We start from the raw sequence: 19,928 nt of genomic DNA, 5'->3' as shown, positions 1-19,928 counted from the left end.
TACCATTATATCACAAGGAGGTTTTGTTAAACATTCGCCGCTTCGCTTGCACCGTTAATTGCGGGACTGGGAGGCCAGCGTGAGTCCGATTTCGCCACTGGTACTATTCCAGGATACGTCAAACCCCAGCGCTTCTCCGATAAAACGGAAGGGCAGCATGGTGCGTCCGTTGGCGATGTAGGGGGCGCCCAGCAATTGCTGTTCTTCTCCGTCCACGACAGCCGTCGTGTCTCCAATCGACATTTCCATCGTCACGTGAGCCGTATTCACAGTTACTGTCTGCGTGTTGGGTTCCCAGCGGATCGTACCGCCGATGGCCTCCGTCAAGAAACGAACCGGCAAGTAGGCGGTGCCGTTGATCAACGCTGGCGCTGTATCATAGCCGGGATCAATCTCGAACGTCTCGCCGTTCAGGGTGAAATCACTCGCTCCGATATTCAGCGCCAGACGGCTTTGTTCGGCAAAAGGGTTGATGACGCGCTTGTCGCTGTACGTCACCATATAATCAATAATAATTTCGGCGGCTGCTGGCCGCATGTCCATCTCCAAGTCCGTATTGAAGGCAACGTCTGCCACGATCCTCCAGACGTGTGTCCAGTCGGAGGACTGCACCTCTGGCTGCGCTTGGACCAAGGCATGAATCAACGCGGCGGTAAAGCTGTCCGGCAGAAGTTGCTTGGCATCCGCTAACCATGCCTCTGCCTCACGGGTATCGAAGTAATCGTCCATAGCGAGCAAATAGCCGATGACGAAGCGCTCATCGCCGCGAAGATTGGTCGTCGCGAGCTCTGACAGTGGCTTGTCATACGTGAGCTGCGCAAAGGATGCCGCTCGTTCAGCCTGCTCGTTCTCCCAGCCAATGGCATTAATCACGGCGGCCCGCACGGCGAGCGGATTCTCTTCATCTGCCAAGTATAACGCCAGCTCCTCCGTCACATCCTTCGCTTGGTGTGCCTTCTGGACGATCGCTTCATCCAGATACGCTTTGTAAAACTCGGTGGTTGTGATGGGGGAATCCGCATGGGCCGTCTGAAATGGGCTGATAGCAAGGACTAGCGCCATGATGGCGCACAACAGGGTGGTTGGATGTTTTTTTAATCGAATCCCTTCTTTCCTCTTTTTAATAAATTAGCCGAAACGTCCAAGGGTGAAGCAGGCTTCTTGATTTACTTGGTTTACGCTCAAATGGCAAAAAACAACCCGTTCCGTGGCGTTATGCCCGAACGGGTTGTTTTCGACTTTTTACGCACGTCAGGTCCTTACGAATTAAGCAGCTCTCCGCGCACGATAGGAACATCTTTGGGCGCATCAATCGCCAAGCGTAAGAGGCCTTCTTCGGTTTTGATGACCTTTATGATTATTTTTTCGTTGATAATGATGGATTGTCCGGGTTTTCTTCCAATGACCAGCATTGGACTCACTCCTTTACCATGAAGGATCTTGCATAGGTTATTTCCTACTTGCATCTTATCATGGTAAACAGGCTCCTAAGTGAAGTTCAAAGAAAACTTAAACTTCGCGCTTGCCGGCCACCAGCATATACCCGGCGCCTCGAAGGGTGATGATTCGCTCGGGATTGGCGGGGTCCGCTTCGATTTTTTTGCGCAAATTACTGATGTGGACAGCGACCGTTCGCGTATCCTCCAGGCTCTCCATTCCCCAGATGAGCTGAAACAGCGCATCGGCACTGACGACCCGATTCACGTTTTGCGCCATATAGGAGAGGAGATTGAACTCTTTCTTAGATAAAAAAATGGGTTCACCGCCCAGGTTGACGGACTGTGCATAGAAATCCAGCGTCAAGCCTGGTAACTCCAGTAATTGATCTCTTCTGCCCTTGGACACTCGGCGAAGATGGGCCTTGATTTTGGCCATGAGGACGCCCGGACTGAATGGTTTGGTTACATAATCGTCGCCGCCATAAGCTAAGGCATTGATTTTGATTTCATCTTCCTCGCGGCTGCTCAGAAATACGATCGGCGCATCCGTGTAATTCCGTGCGTTCCTGCACCAATCAATGCCGTTATCATGCGCGAGCAAGACGTCCAGAATAATCAAATCTGGCTCAAACGAGACCAGCAGCTTCATTGCGTCTAGCCCATCATGACTGTAGGAGGTGGTGAAGCCCTCCCTCTCGCAGTACACCTGAACAATTTCGCATATATGAGGATCGTCATCGACAATCATTATTTTGTGCGTGTCCGCCACATCATCACCTTCTCTCTAGTACAATACAAGGAATTATGACACGGAATATTGCGCCTGTCTGTCCATCACTCTCCGCACGAACGGTTCCTCCATGCGCATGAACGATTTCCCGGCAGATTGCTAGCCCGAGCCCGCTGCCCTCGACTTCCTTTTCCATGCCGGATCGTTCGTACCTGTAATTACGATCGAAGATTTGTTCGAGCTGCTCCGGGGGAATGCCTGTGCCAGAGTCTTGGACGCTAATGGTCACATAGTGGGGATCTTGCGCTTCGTCCAAGGTGAGTGCTATGCGCACCGTCCCGCCAGCAGGGGTAAACTTCATCGCATTGGACACGAGATTAAACAACGCTTGCTCCAATCGTTGTGCATCGATCTCGGCAATAGGCGAATCAGTTAGCAGATCCTCTATGTCCCCGATATCCAGCTTGAAATCCAACCCGGCGTCACGCACAACCAGCTCATATTGTTCATAGAAATCACACAAATAATGAACCACAGGGATTGGCTCCATTCGGTATGCGATTTGTCCTGTCTCCAGATGGGACAAGAAGGACAATTCTTCAATCATGCGGTTAATGCGGATCGTGTTATCCCGGATGTACTTCAAATACTGTTCATTGCGTTCCGGCTTGACTCCATCCTGCACAGCCTCTACATAACCAAGCATACTGGAGAGCGGCATGCGCAGATCATGCGTAATGTAGGCCAGCAGCTTCTTTCTCCCGTGCTCGGAGTGAAGCAGTTGCTCATAGGAATGGCGGAGATCTTCGTGAGCTGCGGACAAGGCTTGTGTGCGCTCCATCACGCTTCGCTCCAGGTTGGCATTCATGTCCGTCAGCTTGGTATTCGCTTCCTGCAGCTCACGTGCAATGCGTTCTTCGTTCGTTGCCGCCCTCGTAAATCTGGTCGAAAGCAGAATCATCTGTGCGATCGTGAACACCAATAAACCAGTCGGAGAGGTATTGCCGATGGGTGACCAGCCATTATAATACAGAAAATCGTTGATGACCGTAACAAGCGCAATCACCGACATCAACAGGAAGATCAACGCGCCTTCCTGCCGCCGCACAACCTCATGGACCAGCCCAATCATCAGATACGTCATGTGCAGAACAACGACGACCCCGATCGTCAGTAACAGTTGGGAATAGATCAGGGCAGGGGTCAACAGAACAACTAGGCAGAGTGCACCGGTTGCGATCCAGCTGCCAAGACGAAACCATCGCGACACGTAATTGGGGAAAATGCAATCAAAGTACTTGGTCATGATATAACCACTGATGCACAGAATCAGGTACTCGATTTTGAACTGCAGTTCCCACGGGAAATGAGGCAGCCATTGGGTGAGCATAAGCTCACCGACCAGCAAGGACCGGATGCCGATCAGCGTGGTGAGCAGGCCAAAATACAAGGGGGCCTTGTCCTTGCGTCGCAGCACGAACAACAGCAGATGATACAGTCCAATGACTAGCAGGCTTGCCAATATAAACATATCTGCAGCAAGGTTTTGATTGGTCCTGATCAATAACTCGTTACTGCCGCCCAGCTCGATCGTTTTGGTGATGCCGCCTCGCTTATGATGGAAGTTCGCGACTTGCATGACTAACTCTACCGTATCCTCTTCGGGTTGGAAGAACACCAGCCTTGTGGCCAGTTGGGGGGTTGCCTCATGCTTGTCCTGACCAACATTACCTACTTCTGCGAGCCGTTCTCCATTGACCCATAATACATACGAATGAAAAATGGTAGGCAGCCGCAGCGCCAATCGCTCATTTCGATCCTGCTCGCTTAGCTCAATAACTAGCCGATAGGTCGCAAAGCCTTCACCTGTGAGCGCTTGACCATCCATGGGGTAACCCAGCCAAGAGCTTGGAATGGTTATGTATTGATCCTGATGTTCTCCACTTTCCATACGAACCTGTATATCCTCTGGCGAGAGCAGCTCTTGCCAGTAGAACGTCCATTCACCCTGTAGATGCATGGGATTCTTGCTAACTTGAGCCTGTGTTAAATTCAGTCTGCCTTCTTCGCTGAGAACCTTGGGGGAGTCTGGCGCAGACACGATAGTAAAGCTTGCAATCAAACCAACCGCAATGACAACAGCAAGCTGAAGCAGGATAGAACGAGAACCGAGTCGTAATTTACGCCTCATCATGAAGTCGACCCCAATCTACAAGATGCGCTATAAATGTGCTAATCGTTTTAATAATAGCATTCTTCCAACGCTCAAAGTTGCAATATAAAGTTTTCTTTATCCGATTAAGATCCTTGGCGTTACCAGCACCCTTCAAACACGAGCTCACTTACGCCTGTTGTCAGTTCCTTTTCTATCATAGAATGGCCAACAGACAACTCCAGCCGAGTGGCTATGCCTGCGGGAATGTCGGTGGTCACAAGTAGTTGGCCGCGAGCTGTTTTTTCCCATCGAGCGTAGATATTGCCATGTATCGTCCAGATGCTGGCCTCGGCAAAAGTAAGATCAGTGGCCAGAAACGGCCGAATCACTGCTTTCTTGAAGCCTGGCGCTGTCGAAAGGATGCCTACGAGATACTCCTGCAGGAGTCTTGCTGGATAGCCGTTCCAAGCATGGGAGTGGCTTTCGATATCCTGCCAGCCCTCCCACAGTGTCAGGGACCCTTGCTGGATCATATGCAGCCAGCCGGGATACGCCCGCCGGGCGATGATTGCATAGGCTTCCGCCCCGCAACCGTTGTCGAACAACATACGTAGCAGAGGCAGCGACAAGACCGTACTGCATTCCCACTCCTTCTGCTTTACATAGGCTAACGTGCGTCCACGCAGCTCCTGCGGCACAACATCGGCAAATAATGCGATGGCGCTCACTCCCTGATGCGCAGCGGAAGATGCGAGGCTGTCCTTGTAGCCGCCGACCTCCGGCAGATACAGATGCCAGTTTACATGCTTGCGCAGAGCCTTGGCCTGTTGCTCGTAGTGATGCCAGTCTCTGGTCTTGCCCAGCAAGGCTGCGGCCTTTCCTGCCACATCTAACGCTTGAATTAACTTGATCTGTTGCACGGTAAGGAATTGACCTTTATGATCTACGGACGGATAGGGCCAGTCGCTGATATGCCAGCCTTTATCGGTAGGCACCAGTCCCGTGTTCGAATCGATAATACCAAGATAATAAGCAATCATATTTGTCATTGTTGCGTAGTGGTCCGCTAATCTCGCGGATTCCCCGGTTGCCTCGTATACCTTCCATAACAACGTAGCGTAGTGCAGGTCCCACTCTGGGATCTGAATATGGAACGACGGGTGTTCGTAGGTTGTCGGTGCGACGAAGGGGAACGTACCGTCCGCCAACTGCGCATCGGCAAAGTCGCACAAGGTCTTGTCGATCATGGCGATTGCATCAAAGTTATAGAGCAGCAGTTCCGATTGAAGCTCTGTATCGGCTAAGTATTGCGCCTGCTCCCGGTGCGGACAATCGACCAATTGTCCTAGCATATTGTTTTTTTGAGTGTAAATTGCAGCTTCGTACAATCGGTTCAACAGCTCGTCAGAGCATTCAAAATGCCCAACGTAGGGTAAGGCGGTGCTGGCTGCGCAAACGACGAGATCGCCCGCCTCTGTAATAGGATCGGGGTAACCGGTAATCTCGACAAATCGAAACGATTTATACGAAAAATCCGGTTGCCAACACTCCACCTCATCGCCGCGCATCGTATATTCGTCATAATACGTGTCAGAAGGTTCATTGGCTACGTTATGACCCACTCGCCCCAGTGGGTTGAGATTTTCCGAATAGCGCATGCGAAGCGTCATGCCTTCATAGCCTTTGAGACGGATGCGGGGCCAGCCGCTAACGATTCTGCCCGCATCAAAGATCTGTACGCTCCCTTCCTCATCGGTGCCACGCAGCACGCCGAGCTGCTCGGGAACAATCTCCTCTCCAATATGCCCTTCTGGTATCGTCTGTCTTTGCATAGGCCACTCATCTACGCGCACGGCAGCCAACTGCGCGTCTGCAGACACAGGGCGGAACTCCCCTCCCGGATCGCGCCATTGCGGATCCAACTTCCTGGCATCATAGGCTTCGATAGCCGAGATTCTTCTGTTCTGCTGATAGGGTGTTCCGGTCTGATGCGGCATGTCGATAAGCACCTGCCAGCTCGTATCCGAGAGTAGCTTGAATGTCTTGCCGTTCGTGTCCTGCCAGTGCAGCTCCAGACGGAATCCTGGCCGTCCATTGACCGAATTCTGACAGTCTCCTCCCAGGTAATGAGCATCTGCCGTAATACAATTGCAGCCGCCGATCAGCAAGTCGGCCACCTCGTAAGTCGTATACAGTTTTCGATGCTCAGGATCGGTCGGAGCAGGCGTGCCGTACCCGCCAAGCCGGATGCCATTCACATACACTTGCGCATAATGGTGACAAGAGACGAACAAGCGCGCCGAGGCCGGTTGTATCGGCAGGTCAAACGATTTGCGGAAATACGCAAAATCATTGATTTGAACTTCGCTGCTTCGCCATATCCACTCGCTTTCCCACTTCATAAATATCCTCCCTTAACGATAGCGTCGTCATTTTTTCTCAGCATATCATAGCTTTTTTACTTGTTTATAGAGGACGATCTATGCTATGTATAGGGCAATCTTATTTTTTTGTTCTGACTGGAGAGGAGCGTTACGGATGAGTTCCTACAAACGTATATTGGATGGACAAGACTATTGGGATGAGTGTTTCCCCCTCCATATTACGAGAGAGCGGGAGGCCTTCGCGCTGCCGCTTCATCTTCATACCTTCATTGAGCTTCAATATGTAGCTGAGGGTAAGGGATTTCATTATATTGGCGACGATCGCATCGTGGTAGAGAAAGGCGATCTGTTCATGATTCCGATCGGTACGGAACATGTCTATCGCCCCTCTTCGCCATCGGCAAAGGATGAACTGATCGTCTACAATTGCTTGTTCGACGAGCGTCTTCCCCGCCAACTGGCGCTGGCTTACCCACTCCCTGCAGAGCTATCCGTTATGCTTGCCGCAAACCGCCAGCGCTATTTGCAGTACAAAGACCTGCAAGCAACCGCCCGTCAGCTTTTTGAAGCGATGCATCAGGAGTACTGTGCCAGACAACCGGGCTTCGAGGCGGTCTTGTATGCGCAGCTGACCAGGCTGCTTGTCTATTTGTATCGCTTGGAGACCAGCCCGCCCCAAGGTCTGCCGGAGGCTACGGGCATCGGAGCGATCTTAGCCTATATCGACCGACATTATCATCAGTCGATTACCTTAACTCAAGCAGCGCAGTTAATTTCGACCAGCTCAAGCAATATGCAAAAACAGTTTAAGCAGGTTACCGGCCAGACGTTCACGGAGTATATTCAGAATGTACGGATCAAAAAAAGCATCGAGCTGTTGGGCCAGTCAGTTTTTTCCATTCAGGAGATTGCCAATCGTGTGGGCTACCGCGACTTGAAGTTCTTCCATGCGTTGTTTAAGAAGAAAACAGGTTATTCGCCTGCCCGGTACCGAGCCCGTATAAAATCAATTTACGTCGATCAGAGGAATTGATATAATGATGGCACTTTTAAGCATGATGCATCAGGGGGGGCAACACGGCGTGCGACTCAACGGTTTGCAGTTCAGGCATTGGCCGATTGCTTACAAGCTGGCCATCTTATTTTCGATACTGTTAACGGCTATTGTCATCGTGGCCGGTCTGATGGCCTATGATATTTCGCGCCGGTCGATGGAAAATCAAATCAAACATTATATTCCCCAGGTGCTGGATCAAGTCAATGTCAGGCTAGAGGATTATGTAAACGATGTGAAATCGCTATCCCAGATGATACTGGTCGAGCCATATAGCCGAATGATGGAAGAAGCGATTAGCGGCTTCGAGAGTTCCGGGACCGAACGGAGGCTCGAAGATACGATTAAGCTGCATGAGGCACTGTCATTTATAACCTTTAATCCAAGCAAGGATTATGTAGGGGTATTATTCTATACCGACTCCGGTCAGGTCTACGTAAGGCAATCCGCTAGTGGCATATGGCTTGATGCCTCCGTCGAGGAGCAGCCCTGGTTCCGCGATGTGGATGGGGACCAGCTTACGCCCACCGTCCTGGGGACCATCCCGTTCACGCTCTTTGGGGACAATCCTTTTATCGGCGATTTTCATGCCTTCTCCGTGGTTCAACCCTTCCGCAAGACCCAAACCAAGCTACTCAAAGGAATGATTCAAATTGTCGGGACGCTTGATGCGATCCGGGATATCATGCGCGATATTGATTTTGGCCCCGACTCCCGCTTATATGTGTTAGACAATCGGAACCGGATTGTCTTTGCTTCGGACCGCAGCCTTCTGGGCACCCCTTGGGAAAGTGGTTACGACGCTGGATTCACAAAGATGCAAGGCGACTCGGGTTCGAGTATCCAGACGATGGATGGCGACGACATGCTGGTTAGCTATCACCGTTCCCGCGAGAGCGGATGGAAGGTCGTGGGTGTCATTCCGCTGCAGAACGTCAGCCAGGAAGCTGACCGGTTGAAGCTCTGGATAGTCGTATGGATTGCATTAGGTATATTGGGGGTTATCCTGTTATCCTCCATGCTGTCGGTTAGCCTGACCAATCCACTTCGCAAACTGACCCGAATTACGAGAATGCAGGTCGACCTCTCCGCCCCGCCAGTCAATATGGGCCAAGTCGGCGACGATGAAATCGGACAACTGAGCCAATCGTTCCGGCACATGATGCAGCGAATGCAGTTGTTATCCAATGAGGTGCTGCATGAGAAGCTGCTTCATCAGGAGGCGGAGATTCGTGCGTTGCAAAGCCAAATTAACCCTCATTTCCTGCATAATACGTTGGAAACTATTCGAATGACCATCCGTAATGGCAACTTCAAAAGAGGTGAGCAGGGTCTTGTCGAGCTCGGTCATATGCTGCGCTATCACGCGACAAACGCAAACGAAATGGTACCGCTAAAGACGGAAATCCAGTTCATTCAGAGCTACATAAGCATCCAGCGCCTTCGTTTTGGCGAGCGGCTCAGCGTAAAGATGGAAGTGGAGGAAGGGGTATTGGAGGTTCGTGTCCCGGGCTTGCTACTGCAGCCGCTCGTCGAGAATGCGATTACTCATGGGGCTTCGCCTTACGATCAACGGATACGCGTTACGGTGCGTGTGAAACGGCAACGCGAGCACATGGTATGTTCCATAATAGATGAGGGTCAAGGCATGTCCCCGGACAAGCTGGATACGCTTCTAGAATCGCTTCGGCAGCACCCCAGAGCCCCGGGCGGACGTATTGGTCTGGAGAACATCTACCAGCGTCTTCAACTAGTATTTGGTGCTGAGGCCCGATTCTATATCGAAAGTATGGAAAGCGCAGGCACGATTGTAGCCATTCATATTCCTCTTGCCGAGAATGACATGTCAGCCTATGAGGGGGAGTGCAGATGATGAAGGTGCTGATCGTCGACGACGAGCAGGAGATCAGGGAGGGACTGCATCATATGCTTCGGACGATGTTCGCCTGCGATGGGGATATACAAGTGGTCGGATCCGTGCCGGACGCGATGGCGGCGTTGGATTTCCTAAGCGCTTGCGCCGTAGATATCGTTTTGACGGATATCCGTATGCCAGGGATGGATGGGCTCGGCATGACGGAGACGATCCGCTACCGTTTTCCGTCGATTCAAATCATCGTGCTTAGCGGGCATGGCGATTTTGGTTATATGCAGAAGGCTGTGCGACTCGGTACGGTGGATTACTTGCTGAAGCCGGTCAATGAGAGCGAATTGGAGGCTGCACTGCAGCGCGCCGCGCTGCATAGCAATTATAAGCTTAGGAAGAACCGGCATATGACACGATCGGCATTTGAGCAGATGAGCGAGCGCTTCAAGGTGATGTTGGCTGTGGATGTGGACGATATGGAGGATACAAGAGTCCGCGAACTTGGGGGTGTGCAGGTGGTCTCATGGCTGCTGGCCAAAGTATTCGATGAGATTGCCGATGAACTGGGTCATCTCTGTTCTATATCCGATACCCCTCGCTTAGAACCTAACAATCTGGTTATCGGCGTATTTGCAGATTCGCAAGAAGCGGGTGAGGGGGTCGCCAACGCATTCACAGAACAATTTACAACGTTTTGGCGCGAGCGGATGAAGTTGACTGTCAGTATCGGACGTTCCGCTTCTTATGTCTGTGAAGGTGCCGAAGGGGAGCTTGCGTTTCAAGCCTGCGTGTCCTTATTAACCCGTCTGTATGACGGAACAGGAGAGTATATCTATGACACGGACAAGGAACAGACAAGCGACAAGCGCGCAAAGCATGACTTACATTCGCTTCGCGCAGCTTTGGAAACGGCAAATGAAGCGGTGTTTATTGCCGAGGTCGGGCAACGATTAGACACGTGGGTTGCACAAAAAGACGTTGAAGTGTTGGTGCGAGGGTTAGAGGCATTATTTCTCATGCTGTACGAGCATATGGAAGAGCGACAGCCTGCCTCTGCAACCTTTCGCGCGCAACAAACAGCCGATCTTATCGCTAAGCTGGTCTGGACAAGAAATGAAGCTGCATTGAGAGAAAAGGTGCTTTATTACGTCAATCACATGGCCGAGATTCTGTTCCCCAAACATCTGGAGGGTCATGTACTTGTGGGTGCCAAGAGTTATATCCGCAGCCATTTAACAGGTTCGCTCACGCTGACGGATGTAGCGGAAGCAGTGTATGTCAGCCCCCATTATTTGAGCCATCTCTTTCGCGAGCGGGCCGGCATGACCTTTCTCGAATATGTGACAACCTTGCGGATGGAAGAAGCAAAACGCATGTTGAAGGAGCCGGGTATCAAGATATATGAAGTTGCGGAGCAGATCGGCTACAAGAGCTGGAAGCATTTTAGCCGCGTGTTCAAGGAATTCACTGGTATCGGTCCCGCCGATTACCGTCGAGACGTTACGTAGCCGTGAGACAACATTCGCAAGATCCGTTCCTTTATCGCAATGTCCTGTCCTATAGCGTGATTTCGCTCCTCTATATAATGAAAGTGATCCATCAACAGAGGAGGTGAATCCACGAATACACATCACAGAGGAGTTAACTGATGAAGAAGCTATGGTTGCTGATCATCGCTTGCGTGCTGTTGCTGATCGTTAGCAGTGCAGGCTGCTCGGAGAAGAATGAACCGGTGGAAACGAGCAATCGCCCGGAAACGAATCCCTCGGAGAGTAAGATCAAGCTGGAAATGATGCTCAATGGATGGTCCAATGTACCGACCGATGCGGATGATCCCTGGAAGAAATGGGTGGAGGATCAATTTCAAATTGACATGACGTTGAACGCGATGTCGATTGGCGATTTGGAGAGCAAACTACTTGTCCGTTTCGCTTCCAATGAGCCGCCCGATCTTATCTTTACATGGGACCGCAACTTGATTACCCAGCTGCATAACCAAGGATTTGTCCTAGACGACTGGGCGCCTTACTTGTCCAAGCTCCCCAATGTAACCAGTACGTGGAATGACCAGATGAGGGTCTTTGCCACAAAAGATGGCAACATTATCGGTCTTCCCAAAATGCCGGATGCGTTCACCTGGACGCTAATGCTTCGTAAGGACTGGCTGAATGCACTTCAGCTTGATCCTCCGTCAACGGATAGCGAGCTGCTGGAGGTCCTTCGCAAATTTACGTATGACGATCCTGACGGCAACGGGAAAGACGATACCTGGGGAATCAGTTCCGCAGGGGCAGGGAGCGATATAGGCGAAATCAGCGTGCTTGAGTCGATGTATGGTCAGAGTGGCTTTCACATCGGTCCTGACGGCACCGTCCAACACGGCATTGTTAATGGCACGCATTTGCAATTCCTGACTTTCATGAGGACGATCGTTGAAGAAAAGCTCATCGATCCCGATTGGTACACGCAAGGCTGGGAGCAGCGGAAGCCCAAGTTGTTCGGCGGTCAAATCGGCATGGTCCACTATCCAGGGGTGATCGTCCAGGAAGCAGAGAAGGCGACCGGCGCGACGGGTAGGACGGTGGAGTGGTGGGATGCGATCCCGATCCCCACGGGTTCGGAGCTCGGCGGCAAACGCCCACCTTCTCCAATTGCAGGAGGAATGCTGACCGTATCTGCGCAGGCTGCCAGTGATCCGGTGAAAATGGAACGAATCCTGACCTTCATCGACTCGACCGTTTATCCGACCGCAGGGTATTGGGCGCTTCGTTGGGGCGTCGGCGTGAACGGCCAGACGGTCAGTAATCTACCAAACGGTGCCAAATTCATTGGTATGAAAAATGATCCGTACCGGAAAGAGATGATCGGTGCGCATGATTGGGGGGCGTGGGTTGCGACTAGCCAGGACCGGGTGCTTGAGGGGCAGACGGACAGTCCCGGTGCTGCGGACGACAAACAGCTGGAGATAGATGGTAAGGTAATCCTAATGGAAAGCTATCCTAATTATCACGAATTGCTAAACCTGGATCCGCAAGTATTGTCGGAGCTGAGGCACCTTACCCGAGCCTTCGATATCCAGTACATTCTTGGTAAGGATAGCGATTACGAGGCGTTCAAGCAGGAGTGGCTACTTGCAGGGGGACAGAAATTGCTGGAAGAAGCAACCCTGCAGTTACAAGAAATGAATCTGCTCCATTGATCAGGAGCGAAGAGGGAGATGAGTATGATACGTAAGATGAGCAAGATGACCAAAACAATCGCTGCATTGTCCGTTGCCCTGGCAGGCCTGACTGGAGGGACTTCTGCACAGGCTGCCGTTCATCAGGTTGATCCGTTTCCAATCGGCATCTTCTGGTCGCCCGGCCCCGAGGAGACCACAAGCGCCAAGTACCAGGAGATTAAAGAAATGAATGCTACCTATGTACTGCTGTCCAACGGTGTATACTCGTATGCTCAGAATGATGCGGCGCTGGCCCAATGTGCGGCTCAAGGGTTGAGGTGTATCGTCCAGGATGACCGGCTCGGATCCTACAAGTTCACGGTCAGCCAAACGGCAGGAAATGACGGCAAATACGTGTCGAGCGCTTATTCGCTCGGCCAGACGTTCACGACGCCCGACGAGCCGGATGTGGCCATCGATACGATCCAGCTCTATATCGACAAGTCGCAATGGACGGCAGGCAAAACGCTGACTTTGAGCCTGTACACCTCGCCGAGTAAAGACGTGCTAATCGGCTCGGATAACATCACGGGTCCGGTAGCAGACAATTATCCTGTGTTCAAACTCTACAAATGGCTCGAACCGAATACGACCTATTATGTGGAACTGACGAGTGACAGCGCCTCCAGCATTGGCTGGGTCGTCGGCCAAACGTCCGATGTATACGCCGGAGGAACGGCGTATCAGAATGGAACGGCGCTGAGTAATTACGACTTCTGGTTCAAGCTGAATTATGGACAGAAGATGTATAGCGGCGTTGCGCAGCCTTCGACGGCCACGGTGAACGATATTGTCTCCCACTATGCCTCCAATCCGGGGCTGCTCGGCTATAATCTCATGGATGAGCCTTCCGCTGCGGCCATGACCGGGCTGCACGGAACGATGGAGAAGTTCAGACAGGCTGATCCGAACCACATGACCTACGTCAATCTGTTGCCGACCTACGCAGCCAATCTTGGATTCGGCGATCGGACTGGCGAATACGTTACGCCGGACAGAGCGTTGGGCCAGTCATTCAAGACAAATGCGGGGACGACTCAGATTTCGACGATTCAGCTCTATATCGACAATAGCCAGTGGGGAAGCAACGAACCGTTGACGCTCAAGCTATGGGACTCACCTGCGAAGACTACCTTGCTCGGACAGAGCACCTTGTCCGGCTCGGCTACGAGTTTCCCCCGCTTTGAGATTAACGCAGTGGTGAGCCCGAATACCGAATACTATTGGGAATTGACCCATGGCGGGGGCGGAGACAACGCTGTTGGCTGGGTTATTCGTTCCACCAGCGGCACGAAATGGGAGAAGGACGGGACGGCTTACGCTTCGGGGACACCGATCAACGGCGATTTTTGGTTTGCTTTGAACCAAAATCTGCTGCCTTTCTCCTATGAAGATTATGTGTACCGGTGGGCGAGCAAGAAGCCGGATGTGCTGATGTTTGATCATTATCCGTTCAGCGCTAGCGGCGGCTTCAGCGGCGAATATTACACTAATCTTGAGATTGTAAGGCGACAAGCGCAGATGGCGTCGCTTGATTTCTGGACTTATATTCAATCCGTCGGGATTACGGACGGCTTGCGTTCGCCCTCTGAAAATGAGTTGAGGTATAATGTCTATACCAGTCTGGCATATGGTGCCAAAGGCATCAATTATTTTACGTACGAGACGCCGAGCGGGCAAGGAGAGTCATTCCATGACGGGATTATTCTCCCTGATGGCTCCAAGGGGCCGTTGTATACATGGGCGAAGACAATTAACGCTGCGCTGCTCCAGATCGGCCCTACGCTGACTACACTTGATTCGCAGGCGGTGTATCATACCGGAACGCTGCCGGAGTCGACAACAGCGTTGCCATCCAGCTTCTTCTGGCAGCCGGTCGATCTGACGCAGCCTCTCATTGTGAGCAGCTTCAAAAACGCCAGCGGCAGAGAATATGTCATGGTGGTCAACCGGGATACGGCGAATGCAAGAACCGTTTCGTTTGTTTTATCCACGCAACCGGCTTCGGTGACCGAAGTATCCCAATCGACCGGACTGGAGACGGCAACCAACTATAATGCCGCCACCGGTCAGTTGTCTTCATCCTTTGCTCCGGGTGAGGGGCGCCTGTATGTCTTGCCTTAATGCGTGAATTATTGACTTGAATCAAGTGACCTGGAGGTAGTTACATGCGAACGGTGCCTACGAAGACCTACTATACAGCCATGAAAAGCCTGGTCGGCAGGTTCGACAGGGAGGCAAGGAAGCTAAAATTCGAGGCGTCGGATGTGGAGGAGTACGAGGCCTGGAAGACGAAGGTGAAGGCTGCCCTGAGCGACTTGATCGGCATCGCCCGGATGGAGATGTGCGACTTGCTCCCTGAACGTCTGGAAACCGTCCAGGAGGATGGATATCGCCGCGAGAAATGGCTAATCCAGACCGAACCGGACGTGTGGATGCCATTCTACCTACTCCTTCCGGACGATCTGCAGCCAGGAGAGCGCCGTCCTTGCATGATCGCTGCGCACGGTCACGGCACGGCGGGTAAGCTTTCTCCTGCAGGCCGCACGGATATCCCCGCGCTTGCGGAACGAATCGAAGCCGAGCATACCGACTATGGCGTGTCCTTTGTCCGAAGGGGCTATATCGTGCTCTGCCCGGATGCCCGAGGATTCGGGGAACGTCGAGAATCCTCGGGGCAAGGCGACGAGGAACACGTGTTTATGTCCAGTACTTGCAACCACCTGAATGTCATGGCGATCAGCATGGGATTATCGCTTACTGGGATGTGGACATGGGATCTGCAGCGGCTTATCGACTATATCGGGACCCGGCAGGACATCAGTCAGGACCATATCGGCTGCTGCGGGTTGTCAGGCGGGGGATTACAGACGCTGTGGCTGGCGGCGCTTGATGAGCGGGTGAGCTGCGCCATCGTCAGCGGCTACTTTTACGGATACAAAGACGCCTTGTTGAAGTTGTACAACTGCTCCTGCAACTACGTCCCCGGGCTGTGGGAGCATGTAGATATGGGCGATGTCGCTGCCCTGATCGCTCCGCGGGCCCTGCTGATCGAAACGGGGGATCAGGATCCGCTGAACGGCGAGCGGGGAGTCGATAACGTGACAGAGCAGGTGGAGATTACTGCTCGAGCTTACCGATTGACAGGGGCGGGAGATCGTTTCGTCCATCATGTTTTTGCAGGCGGACATGTATGGAACGGTGAGCAATCGTACGACTTTGCAAATCGATGGCTGAGTGAATGAGAGAAGCGGTGAGGCAGGTGCGGTTTATCTGCCTCACCGCTTTTTTTGTCGAAAATTGGCACCCTAACTTATAGTTGTTGCGGATCAATAGATAAAAGTATATTATGATTTTAGTAAGTATACTTTTATATTCTTTGATCCACTCAGTGGGAGGGTGTCATTTATGGATAGAGCACAATGGCAAGCAGCATGGATATGGGCAAGCGAAGGATTGGAGGAAAATAACGTCTACGTGGAAACTCGCAAACGGTTCGACCTGGCATCGCTGCCGTCTCGCGCCGTCCTGCGGATATCGGCCAATCAAACGTACAGGTTATATATAAATGGCCATGAACTGGGAAGGGGGCCGGCACCCGCCGATCTGTCGTGGATGTCATTCGATACTTATGATATTGGGGCTTGTCTGCATAACGGGCCGAATGCTGTGGCGATCATTGCTCATAATTTCGGACAGGAAGAGATTGTGACGCAGCAGCTTCAAGGACCGGGCGGGGTGATCTGCCAGATCGATCTGTTCGATGCATCTGACGCTGAGGTGCCGGTACGCTCGATTGCAAGTGGCGCGGACTGGCCCTGCCGACGGTCTCCCCGCTGGAAGCCGAACGCAAGCCGGCTGCATCTGTGGGGTGGCTATCGCGAGATCATCGATCTCCAGGCGGAGGATGGCTGGGAGCTGGCAGCCTACGACGACTCCGCTTGGCCGGCTGCCGTCGTCGTCGCCCGTACGGAGCAGACAGATGCGCCATGGCCGCGCTTGCTGCCTCGCGAGATTCCGCTGCTGCAGGAGACGTTGGTACAACCGGTGGCGGTAGTGGCGGCTGAATCTTACTTGGGCAGGGTGGAGACGCCTGAGGCCTTGTTGCTTGGCCACAAGGAAGCGCAGGTGGTTGTCCTGGATGCCTCGACTCCCGGCTCCCTTCCGCAGCTTACGTATGACTTTGGCTCGGAGATCGTTGGCTTCCCGGAGCTGGAGCTTCAAGCGGAAGAAGGCGGAGTTGTACAATTGTTCTATGGCGAGTCACTGGAGCTGCTGCTGACCGATACCTTTCTTTTGAAGAAGGGGCTTAACCGCTTGACTCCGATGGGCCGCCGGGCATTCCGCTATTTGAAAATCGCGGCGATGGCGACCCCCGCCGCGGTTCAGGTTCATCGTCTGGACGTCCGTTTTGTTCACTATCCGTTCGAAGGAGAACCGGCCTTTCGCTGCAGCGACGACTTGTTAAACCGCATCTGGGAAACGGGGCGTTATACGACGGTGGTCAACAGCCAGCACCATTTTGAAGATTGTCCGCATCGCGAAGCCGCTTTGTGGGTGGCCGACGCGGTTGTGATGGCCAAAGTGGTGTACCAAACGTATCGTAACCCGGATATTGTCCGGAAATCGCTGCTGCAAGCGGCGAGAATTCAAAATAAAGACGGCTCCATTCCTGGCACCGGGCCGCATCGCAATCAGTTTTTGCTGCCGGATTTCTGTGCTTTTTGGCTGCTGGGCGCCTGGGAGTATTACGCCTATTCCGGCGATGACTTGTTCCTACAGGAAATATGGCCGCATGCTGTCCGCCTGGCTGCGTGGTTCGAACAGCAGGAGGACGAGTCGGGTTTGTTTGCTAAGGCGGATCGCCAAGGCTGGTGGTGCTTTATCGATTGGTCAGATGACATCGAAAGACGCGATCGCGTGACGGCAATCTCCTGCTACTATTACAAGTTTTTGCAGACCATCGCCCGAATGGCCGATACGATGCAGGAACCCGAGCTAGGGCGTGCGTTTCTCCGCCGGGCGGAACGGCTGCGTATGGAAATCCGGACGCAGCTGCGCGTGCCCGGCACCTCTGTCTACGCCGATTGTCTGACAGACGAGGGGTTGTCCTCCAGCGTGACCGCGCAAACCAACTTCGCCGCGGCCTGGTCGGGGATTATGGAGGAGGGGGAAGTCATCGCCTTCGTGCAGGATCAGTACGCGGGCGGGCACCTGCCGCCCATACGCGGAGCGTTCTTCTACCATATCGTGCTCGAAACGTTATTTCGCTACGCCTTCGCCGAAGAAGCGACGCGGTTGATAAGGAGCTATTGGGGAGCCATGCTGGAGAGAGGCGCCACAACCTGGTGGGAGACGTTCGATCTGGCGCTTCCCTTCCCCACAACCCCTAGTCCATACATGGGGCACACCCCAACCTATCTGCAAGATTCCATCCCGGTCAGCCTGTCCCACGGCTGGGGGGCGTCTCCGACGTATCTGCTGAGCCGGGAGATCCTGGGCGCAGATCTCTCAGAAGCGGGGACGGGCAAGGTAGCGATCCGGCCAACGCCTGCACCGGGCATCGATTGGGCGGAAGGCGTCATACCGACCAAGCATGGGGATCTGCGGATTGAATGGCACAGGCAAGAGGACGGGAGCCTGATTATACAGGCCGCGGTGCCCGCTGCTTTCGCCACCGTTGAGGTTGATATGGAGCAGATGCAGCAGACGGAAGCCGACGGCATCATCTCGCTTAGCGGCGTGATGCGCTTCCCGGATCAGGCTCGGTCAACCCGGGCAGGCGAGGACATCTCCATCGCATAGGACAGTAGAGGGAACCGGAATCCAGCAGGTGGAAGGGAGAGCGAGCGATGCTCCTTCCGTCTATTGCTGTTGCGAAAAGCTAACCTCTAAAGTATACTTATTCCATTCATAGGAGGGATGGATGATGGAATCGGAAAAATCGGATAAAACACCGATGTACCAATATATTATGAACGACATTAAACGCAAGATTGAAACCGGGGAGCTGCGCGCTCATGATCCACTGCCGACCCAGATCGACCTGGCCAAGGAGTACAATACCAGCGAAATTACGTCCCGCCGTGCGCTCTCCGATCTTGTGCAGGAAGGGTATGTCTACCGGATTCGCGGGAAGGGAAGCTTTATCCAAGAGAAGTCGGCAGATGCGGACTCACGGCCGATTCGAACATTGTTCTTTGCACACTTAAATCATGATTTGACTCGGTTCAGCCATCCCTTCTTCAGCGAAATGTTCGAGGGCATCCAAGAGGTGTGTGAGGAAAATGGCGTGAATTTCCACCTCTGGGATATAGGCGATGACTATCAGCTGCCGGAAGATCCGCAGGCGGGTATTGTACTATTGACTACCACAGCTGTCGATTCGTTCGATATGGAGCGGCTTGCGGCCTGGCGACAGGAGAACCGGAGAATCGTAACGGTCCATTTCTATTACCCTCACCTGGGGATTCCATATGTCATTGTAGATAATCTCACCGGCGGATATCTGGCGACCCAGCACTTGATATCGCTGGGACATCGCCGGATCGGCATGATTCTTACTGGAAAGTCCATATTGGAGCTTAACCAGGAATTCTCGCTCCGCCTGCAAGGGTACCGGCTCGCTCTATCGCAGCATCAGATTCCTTTTGAACCAGAGCTTGTCGTCTTCATGGACGAGGAGCAGGAATCTATGGAGCTGGGAGCGGAGGGCTTCAAACGGCTGATCGAGCTGGAGCGTCCGCCCACCGCCATCTTCGCAACCAGCGATTATAAGGCGATTGGGGCCATGAATGCCGCCAGAAAGGCGGGGATGCAAGTCCCAGGGGACATCAGTATTATGGGATATGACGACTTGAACATCAGTGCTATTGCCTATCCGTCCCTGTCTACAGTGAACCAGAATACGAGAAAGCTGGGAGAGCGCGCTGCGGAAATGCTATTATTCGAGTTCGCAGAGGAGGCGCAGCAACCCGTAAAAGACGAGATCGTGCCTACGCTGATTCCCCGGGGCAGCACCGGGCCGGCCCCCTCCTAAGCGCTCAAGCGAAGGCTGAGCAGGGATGTGAATAGGCCGA

The 19,928-nt window shown here is 52.9% G+C and carries 13 protein-coding genes; 8 read left to right on the top strand and 5 right to left on the bottom strand.

Annotation, left to right across the window (positions count from 1 at the left end):
* Positions 1-54: 54 nt before the first annotated feature.
* The 5 genes from F556_RS0121130 to F556_RS0121110 form a co-directional block, all read right to left on the bottom strand.
* Positions 55-1,074 (bottom strand): copper amine oxidase N-terminal domain-containing protein, encoded by a 1,020-nt coding sequence (locus F556_RS0121130; protein WP_020618994.1) that lies wholly within the window; start codon positions 1,072-1,074, stop codon positions 55-57.
* Positions 1,075-1,259: 185 nt separating this feature from the next.
* Positions 1,260-1,412, bottom strand: a complete 153-nt coding sequence (locus F556_RS0121125; RefSeq protein WP_020618993.1) for a carbon storage regulator — start codon at positions 1,410-1,412, stop codon at positions 1,260-1,262.
* Between the two features lie 97 nt (positions 1,413-1,509).
* The gene (locus F556_RS0121120) at positions 1,510-2,187 is read right to left on the bottom strand and encodes a response regulator transcription factor (RefSeq protein ID WP_040717473.1); all 678 of its coding nucleotides are present in this window, start codon (positions 2,185-2,187) and stop codon (positions 1,510-1,512) included.
* A 25-nt stretch (positions 2,188-2,212) separates the two neighbouring features.
* Entirely contained in the window at positions 2,213-4,363 is a 2,151-nt protein-coding gene (locus F556_RS0121115; RefSeq protein ID WP_020618991.1) for an ATP-binding protein, read from the bottom strand.
* A gap of 119 nt (positions 4,364-4,482) precedes the next feature.
* Positions 4,483-6,726 (bottom strand): alpha-L-rhamnosidase, encoded by a 2,244-nt coding sequence (locus F556_RS0121110; RefSeq protein WP_020618990.1) that lies wholly within the window; start codon positions 6,724-6,726, stop codon positions 4,483-4,485.
* A 136-nt stretch (positions 6,727-6,862) separates the two neighbouring features.
* On the opposite strand from F556_RS0121110, the gene F556_RS34745 reads away from it, so the two are divergent.
* From F556_RS34745 to F556_RS0121070, 8 genes are all read left to right on the top strand, one after another.
* On the top strand, positions 6,863-7,741 hold the full coding sequence (locus tag F556_RS34745; protein WP_020618989.1) for an AraC family transcriptional regulator: 879 nt from the start codon (positions 6,863-6,865) through the stop codon (positions 7,739-7,741).
* Positions 7,742-7,763: 22 nt separating this feature from the next.
* Positions 7,764-9,635 (top strand): sensor histidine kinase, encoded by a 1,872-nt coding sequence (locus tag F556_RS0121100; protein WP_211222624.1) that lies wholly within the window; start codon positions 7,764-7,766, stop codon positions 9,633-9,635.
* Complete coding sequence (locus F556_RS0121095; protein ID WP_020618987.1) at positions 9,632-11,137, top strand: response regulator transcription factor; 1,506 nt, start codon at positions 9,632-9,634, stop codon at positions 11,135-11,137. Before F556_RS0121100 ends, F556_RS0121095 begins: the two co-directional genes overlap by 4 nt.
* Before the next feature lie 140 nt (positions 11,138-11,277).
* Positions 11,278-12,828 carry an extracellular solute-binding protein gene (locus tag F556_RS0121090; RefSeq protein ID WP_020618986.1) on the top strand — a complete coding sequence of 517 codons (1,551 nt, stop codon included), beginning with the start codon at positions 11,278-11,280 and terminating at the stop codon, positions 12,826-12,828.
* Between the two features lie 36 nt (positions 12,829-12,864).
* On the top strand, positions 12,865-14,973 hold the full coding sequence (locus F556_RS36480) for a beta-galactosidase (RefSeq protein ID WP_169447619.1): 2,109 nt from the start codon (positions 12,865-12,867) through the stop codon (positions 14,971-14,973).
* A 44-nt stretch (positions 14,974-15,017) separates the two neighbouring features.
* Positions 15,018-16,094, top strand: a complete 1,077-nt coding sequence (locus F556_RS34735; RefSeq protein WP_020618984.1) for an alpha/beta fold hydrolase — start codon at positions 15,018-15,020, stop codon at positions 16,092-16,094.
* A 163-nt stretch (positions 16,095-16,257) separates the two neighbouring features.
* Positions 16,258-18,654 (top strand): alpha-L-rhamnosidase-related protein, encoded by a 2,397-nt coding sequence (locus F556_RS0121075; protein ID WP_020618983.1) that lies wholly within the window; start codon positions 16,258-16,260, stop codon positions 18,652-18,654.
* A gap of 121 nt (positions 18,655-18,775) precedes the next feature.
* Complete coding sequence (locus F556_RS0121070) at positions 18,776-19,888, top strand: GntR family transcriptional regulator (RefSeq protein WP_245583109.1); 1,113 nt, start codon at positions 18,776-18,778, stop codon at positions 19,886-19,888.
* Positions 19,889-19,928: the final 40 nt, after the last annotated feature.

This window comes from Paenibacillus daejeonensis DSM 15491, from assembly GCF_000378385.1.
Classification (GTDB): domain Bacteria; phylum Bacillota; class Bacilli; order Paenibacillales; family Paenibacillaceae; genus Paenibacillus_D; species Paenibacillus_D daejeonensis.
This window is presented reverse-complemented; position numbering and strand designations above follow the sequence as displayed.